The sequence below is a fragment of the Clostridium tarantellae genome (assembly GCF_009295725.1).
GTDB classification, from domain to species: Bacteria; Bacillota; Clostridia; order Clostridiales; family Clostridiaceae; genus Sarcina; species Sarcina tarantellae.
This window is the reverse complement of record NZ_WHJC01000187.1, coordinates 1-6812: the sequence shown is the minus strand read 5'-3', so window position 1 is coordinate 6812 and position 6812 is coordinate 1. Positions and strand designations below refer to the sequence as shown.

Here is a 6812-nt window from a genome sequence, read left to right as displayed (position 1 = left end):
ATATAAATTAATAAATATAATGTGATAAATAGATTTTAAATAATTATATTGACCATAAAAGTGAGGACAGGTATTGTATAAGGAAAAAAAATTATTAAAAAGAATATTAAAAGGAGCAGTTGTTTTTAATATAGTTTTTATAATTATGTTTATGATTTTTATTAGCATAATAGGAATTTGCTATCAATCAACAAAAGCTATTAGTAACAATAATGGATTAATTACAGATATAGGAACTTTAGGAGTTCCATTAGAGTTTGTTCCTTATTTCAATGAGGCTTCTGCACAATTTAATATACCTAATTGGTGTTTAGCTGCTGTAGCTAAGCAAGAAAGTAATTTTAATGCTAATACTGAGTATGGTGGTGCATATGGGATTATGCAAATACAAAAAATAGATATTTTAACCGGAAAAGATTTATGGGCTTATTTAATAAATTTAGGTCTTGGAGAAGAATATAAAAAAGCAGGATATAAATTTTTAAATTCAGAAGAAATGTGGGAAATATTTTTAAATGATCCTAAAGCCCAAATTTTAGCTGGTGCTTATGAAATAAGATATTATACAAATTATGTTTTATTTCATAAAGAGATTGTAAATAAATTAAATTATAATTCTAATGAAAATATGAATTTAATTAATTGGAATTCTCCTAAAAGTAATGAAGAGTTTAGTGAGTTACTTAGGAGAATTTTTGCTTGTTATAATGGTGGACCCAAATATGGTATGACTGTAGATTTAGATAATGCTCAATTTGATTATCCAAATAAAGTTTTTAAATATGCTATAGAATTTAGAGATACTGGATTGATTGGTGAAGACATTGAAGAAAGTGATAATGAAACAGTAGAGAAAGCAATAAATGCAGGGATGCAATGGGTTGGAAAATCACCCTATGTTTGGGGTGGTGGAAGAACTCAGGAAGATGTTGATGCAGGAAGATTTGATTGTAGTTCATTTGTACATTATGCTTTTTCAAATGCAGGTATAGAGCTTGGAGCAAGGGAAAATGTAGTTACATTTTCATTAGTTAAAATGGGCAAAGAAGTTCCAGTAGAGCAAATGCAAAGAGGAGATATTATTTTTTTTGATACATACACAATAGATGGACATGTAGCTATTTACTTGGGTGAAGATAAATTTTTACATGATGGTCCTTCTAAGGGAGTATGGATAGATAGTTTAAATGAAGCTTATTGGAAAAACAACTTTAATAAAAAAATTAGAAGAGTAGTTTAATTTTTATAATATTTAAATTTTATTAAAACAAATAATAATATAAATAAATTTAGGAGATTTTTTATGGAGACTATAGAGTTAAAAGAAAAAGTAAATATTAAAGTTGAAGAATTAAAGTATAGATTTAATAAAATAGGGTCTTTGCCATATTATATTTTTTGTGGAATTTTTGTAATAGGTATTATATTTTTTTTAACATCTAATATGATTTTTAATAAAGAGTTTAGTTTAATGAGTACTGAATTAAATAAAAAAATGTATATAAATAGTAATGGTATTGAACTAACTAATAGGCAGTTTAATCCTAATAATGGTTTAATTCAATTAAATTTTAAAGTTGAAAATACTGATTTAATAAATGAAAATAATTTTAAAGTTGAAATTAGAGAAAAATCTAATCCCTTAGAAGTTATTAATTCAAATTTAGTAAAGATAAGTAATACTGATTATATAGTATATACTTATTTACCTAAAAAGTGGTCAGCAGTTTCATTAACAGTAATAGATGAAACTATAAACTCATCTAGCGGAAATATGGTTAAGTTTTATTCAGATATAAGAGATATTCATATAAATAATAAATTATCTGAAAAAAGTAAAGAAAATTATATGATAGAAATTATTGAACAAGATATTAAAGAAATAAAAACTAAAGTTGAAATAATAGAAGAAAACATTAAAGAAAAAAATTTATTTATACAAAATTTAAAAGATAAAATAAATAATATTGAAAAGGATAAAAAATATCAAACAGAAACTGAAGTAGCTTCTACAGAAGGAAGTATAACTTCTTTAAATACTAGTATTGAAACTATAAAAAAAGAAATAGAAAAATTAAATATTAATAAAGATGAATTAAAAAGAAAAGTTGAAAAGTTAGAAGAAAAGAAGTTTGATTTAACTAATTAAATTAAACTATTAAAACTTTATAAAGAAAATAAATTTTAATTTTATGTAAATTAATTTCTTATAAAGTTTTAAAAATAATTATAGCTACAAAAATTAATGGAGTGAAAATAAATGGCTACAGTAAAACAATTAAGAGAAAATTATAATAAAATAATTAACCTTATAACAAGTAATGAAAAAGAGTGGAGAAAATTTTGTGAATTTGTTTCAAAAATGTACAATGAGGATTTTAATAATTTAATATTAATTTATGAACAAAATCCTAAGGCTACTTTAGTAATGGATGTTGAAACATGGAATAAAAAATTAAATGTTTCTATTAATGAAGGGGCAAGGAGTATTTCTGTATTTGATTCTAATAAAAATAGTATTACAATAAAAAGTTTAATTGATATAGTAGATACTAATGCCTTAGATAAATATATTTTAGAAGCATGGAATTTAGAAAATGAAGATACAAAAGAGAGCTTAATTAAAATTTTAAATGAAAAGTATAATTTAAAAGGTAATAATTTAAATGAATTAGTTGATAATTTAGTTCATAATAAAGTTAATGAAAATATAGAACAATTAAAATTTATAAATAAAGAAATTTCTACTGAAGAACTAAGAGAAGATTTTATTGAAATTATGCTTGAAAGTATTAAATATATAGTAAATATAAGATGTGGTATTGAAAATAATAATAATTTCAAAAAAATTAAAAATTTTAATGATTTTAATCTTTCAGTTTCTTTATCAACTATATCCTTTAATATGTCAAATAGTATATTAAAGGACTTAGAGTTTGAACTAAATAAAATTAATGATTTAAATAATAATATAGAAAAAAGGAGAGATAAAAATGAAACAACATCAGAATTGGAATTACATAGAGAAGGATGGGATACTTTATCCAGAAATTCAAATATCCAACGAGGAGAAATACGACAAAATGCTTTTAGGGAAATATGGTCAAGCAGCTTTTGCTTATATGAAAGAATATCATCCAGTGAGATTCAATATACTAGTAGGGACTGGAGAACTAATGAAGGTGGTACACCAAGTGGACGAGAGAGCCTATCAAATGGTGGAAAGATTAACAGAGGAAATGTTAGAGAAGGATCCAATAGAAGATCCATACGACTTCATGGAGAGCTACAGGAAAAGATTGCAAATGAGAATGGTAGCAGAAGAAATAGTGTTGAAGGAAATAGTTTATCAAGTTCATTAAATAATTCAATGGAGCCATTAAAAGATAATGGTTCCATTTTTTTATCTAAAGATGAAAAAAATTTAGAAAATGAATTAGATTCTAAATCATTAAATAAAATTAATTCCAATACAAACTTTAGAAATAATACTTTTAAAATTATTAATGATGAGTTGTTTTTTATAAAAGATGGAGTTATAGAAAAAGTAGAAGAAAAAGGTAAAAAAATTTCTAAAATTAAAGGTATGGATGAAATTAGAAATATAACAAGAGAAATAATAAATATTCAACTTAAAGGATGTACTGATGAACAGCTAATAGAAAAGCAAAAAGTTCTTAATGGAGTATATGATAATTTTGTTAAAGTCTTTGGTCCTTTAAATTCTGATAAAAATAAAAGAGTTTTTATGAAGGATGATGATTTACCTTTAATATGTTCTCTAGAAATAAAGAATGTTAATGGAATTACAGAAAAATCTGCAATGTTTAATAAAAGAAATATAAGTAAAATAGAAAAGATAAGTATAGTTTATAATGCTAGTGACGCATTAAGTGCTAGTTTAAATGAAAAGGGAAAAATTGACTTAGCTTTTATGGAAAGTATATATAATAAAGACTTTAAAGAGATTATAAGTGAATTAAAAAATAAAATATTTATTAATCCAGAAAAATATGATGAAAAAGATCTATCAAAGGGATGGGAAACAAAAGAAGAATATTTAAGTGGAAATGTTAGGGGTAAGTTACAAAGTGCATATGAATTTGCAAAGTCAAATAAATTTAATGAAGATATATCTAAAGTTTTTACTAATATTGAATTTTTAGAAATGGTACAACCTCAATATATAAAATTAGATGAAATAGATGTAAAACTTGGAGCTAACTGGATAGACGAAAGGGATATAGAAAAGTTTATATATGAATTATTAGATACCCCTATAAGATATCAAAGAGAGGATGAAAACATAGGCTTTTCAATTCAAGCACGTTATAATAAATTTAATGCAGAATGGATGTTAACAAGTATAAATAGGATGTTTAACTCCACAAAAGTTAATGAAATTTTTGGGACAGCAACTAAAAATGCCTATGAAATTATTGAAGAAACTTTAAATTTAAAAGTTATTACCATAGATAATAATGAAAAAGAAACTATGTTAGCAAGAGAGAAACAAAATTTAATAAAGAAAGAATTTAAAAATTGGATATTTAAAGATTCTGAAAGAATAGAAAAGTATGAAAAAATATATAATGAAATATTTAATAATATTAGAGCAAGAGAATATAACGGTTCACATTTGAATTTTCCAGGGATGAATCCAGAAATAAAACTTAAAGAGCATCAAAAAAATGCAGTTGCTAGAGTGATATATGGTGGAAATTCTTTATTAGCTCACTGTGTTGGAGCAGGAAAAACCTTTGAAATGATTACAAGCTGTATGGAACTTAAAAGATTAGGGCTAGCAAAAAAGAATATGTTAGTAGTACCTAATCATTTAACAAATCAGATAGCATCAGATTTTTTTAGATTATATCCTTCAGCGAATATTTTAGTAGTTAATGATAAAAATTTTAATAAAGAAAATAGAGAAAAGTTTAATGAAAGAATTAAAAATGGAAGTTATGATGCTATAATTATTGCGCATAAGGATTTTCAAAAAATACCTCTTTCTATTAAAGCAAGAAAGGAATTATTACAAGATGAATTAAATGAGGTAGAAGATTTTATAAATGATTGTATAAATAAATCTTTAAGTAGAATTTATATAGATGAAATTGAAAAACATAAAAAAAACCTTACTAAGGATTTAAAGAAATTAGATAAAATTACACAGGATAGTAGTTTAATTTTTGATAATTTAGGTGTAGATAATATATTTATAGATGAAGCTCATGAGTTTAAGAATGCTCCTATTAAAACTAAGATAGCTACAAATATTGGGGGATTAACTAATAAAAGTTCTGATAAAGCTATGGAGATGCTTTTTAAATGTAAGTATATGCAAAAATTAAATGAAAGCAGAGGCATAGTTTTTGCTACTGGTACACCTATTTCAAATTCTATGGCAGAAATGTATATAATGCAAAGATTTTTACAAAATAATGAATTAAAAGATAGAAATATATATACTTTTGATGCTTGGGCTGCAAATTTTGGAGAGGTAGTATCTACCTTAGAAATAGCTCCAGATGGTAATAATTATAGAGTTAAAAATAAATTTAATAAATTTTGTAATGTACCTGAATTAGTAACCTTATTTGCTCAAACAGCAGATATTAAAACATCTGAAATGCTAAATTTACCTCGTCCAGAATTAGAAAATGGAGAATATATTATAGTAGCTGCTGAATCAAATGAATTTATAAAAAATAAAATGAAAGAATTTGGAGAAAGAGCTGAAAGAATAAAGAATAAAGAAGTACATCCTACAGAAGATAACATGCTTAAAATAATAAATGAAGCTAGACTATTAAGCACAGATGCTAGGTTATTAGATAAAAACCATAAAGATTATACGGGTTCTAAACTTAATCAGTGCATAGACCTTATTTATTCAGATTATATAAATTCTCATTATATAAAAGGTACTCAAGTAGTATTTTGTGATATTGGAATACCTAAAGGGGATGGTAGTTTTTCAGTTTATGATTTTGTAAAGGAAGAATTAATTAAAAAAGGCATAAAGGAAAAAGAAATTTGTTTCATACATGATGCTAAAAAAGGGAAAGAAGAAGAATTATTTGAAGAAGTAAGACAGGGTAAAAAGAGAATAATTATAGGAAGTACTGCTAAAATGGGAACTGGAACTAATATACAAGATAGATTAGTTTCTCTCCATCATTTAGATTGTCCTTACAGACCCACTGATATAGAGCAAAGGGAAGGAAGGATTTTAAGACCTGGTAATATAAATAAAAAGGTTAAGATTTATAGGTATGCCACTAAAGATACTTTTGATGCTTATTTATGGCAAATTGTTGAATCAAAGCAGAAATTTATTTCACAGGTTATGACTGGGAAAGTAAAAGATAGAAGTTGTGAAATTGTTGATGAAACAGCTTTATCTTATGCTGAAGTTAAAGCAGTAGTAACAAAAAATCCATTAATTAAAGATAAAAGTATAATAGACAATGAAATAGCTAATTTGCAAAGATTAAAGAGTTTATATGAAGATAAAAAAAAGCTAATGAAAGAAAATGTTAATTTTAAGTATCCTAATTTAATTAATGATGAAAAAATTAAAATAAATTATATTTTAAAGGATATTGAAACTAGAAATAATAATAAAAGTGAAAAATTTTCAATTAATATTAAGGGGGAATCATTTGTTAAAAGAGAGGAAGCTGGAAAAACTCTTAATGATAAATTTTTAAACATTTCAAATAAAGAAATTTCTTTAGGGAATATCTATGGTTTTAATTTATTTGGTAAAAAATCTTTTAATGAAGATAAAAAATATATTATTATAC

Annotated in this window: 4 protein-coding genes; all 4 read left to right on the top strand. The window is 24.2% G+C overall.

Translation table 11 applies throughout. The features are described from left to right. The first annotated feature begins 73 nt into the window (after nt 1-73). Complete coding sequence (locus GBZ86_RS11040; protein ID WP_234885157.1) at nt 74-1240, top strand: C40 family peptidase; 1167 nt, start codon at nt 74-76, stop codon at nt 1238-1240. Nucleotides 1241-1303: 63 nt separating this feature from the next. Continuing rightward, the gene (locus tag GBZ86_RS11035) at nt 1304-2149 is read left to right on the top strand and encodes a coiled-coil domain-containing protein (protein WP_152890639.1); all 846 of its coding nucleotides are present in this window, start codon (nt 1304-1306) and stop codon (nt 2147-2149) included. Between the two features lie 844 nt (nt 2150-2993). Then, the gene (locus GBZ86_RS18725) at nt 2994-3362 is read left to right on the top strand and encodes a TnpV protein (RefSeq protein ID WP_170272220.1); all 369 of its coding nucleotides are present in this window, start codon (nt 2994-2996) and stop codon (nt 3360-3362) included. Nucleotides 3363-3370: 8 nt separating this feature from the next. Further along, the coding region (locus tag GBZ86_RS11030; protein ID WP_170272219.1) for a helicase-related protein at nt 3371-6812 on the top strand (3442 nt) is incomplete at its 3' end.

Coding starts and splice junctions, on each gene's coding strand:
- GBZ86_RS11035 (WP_152890639.1), top strand. CDS start 1,304: ATGGAGACTATAGAGTTAAAAGAAAAAGTAAATATTAAAGTTGAAGAA.
- GBZ86_RS18725 (WP_170272220.1), top strand. CDS start 2,994: ATGAAACAACATCAGAATTGGAATTACATAGAGAAGGATGGGATACTT.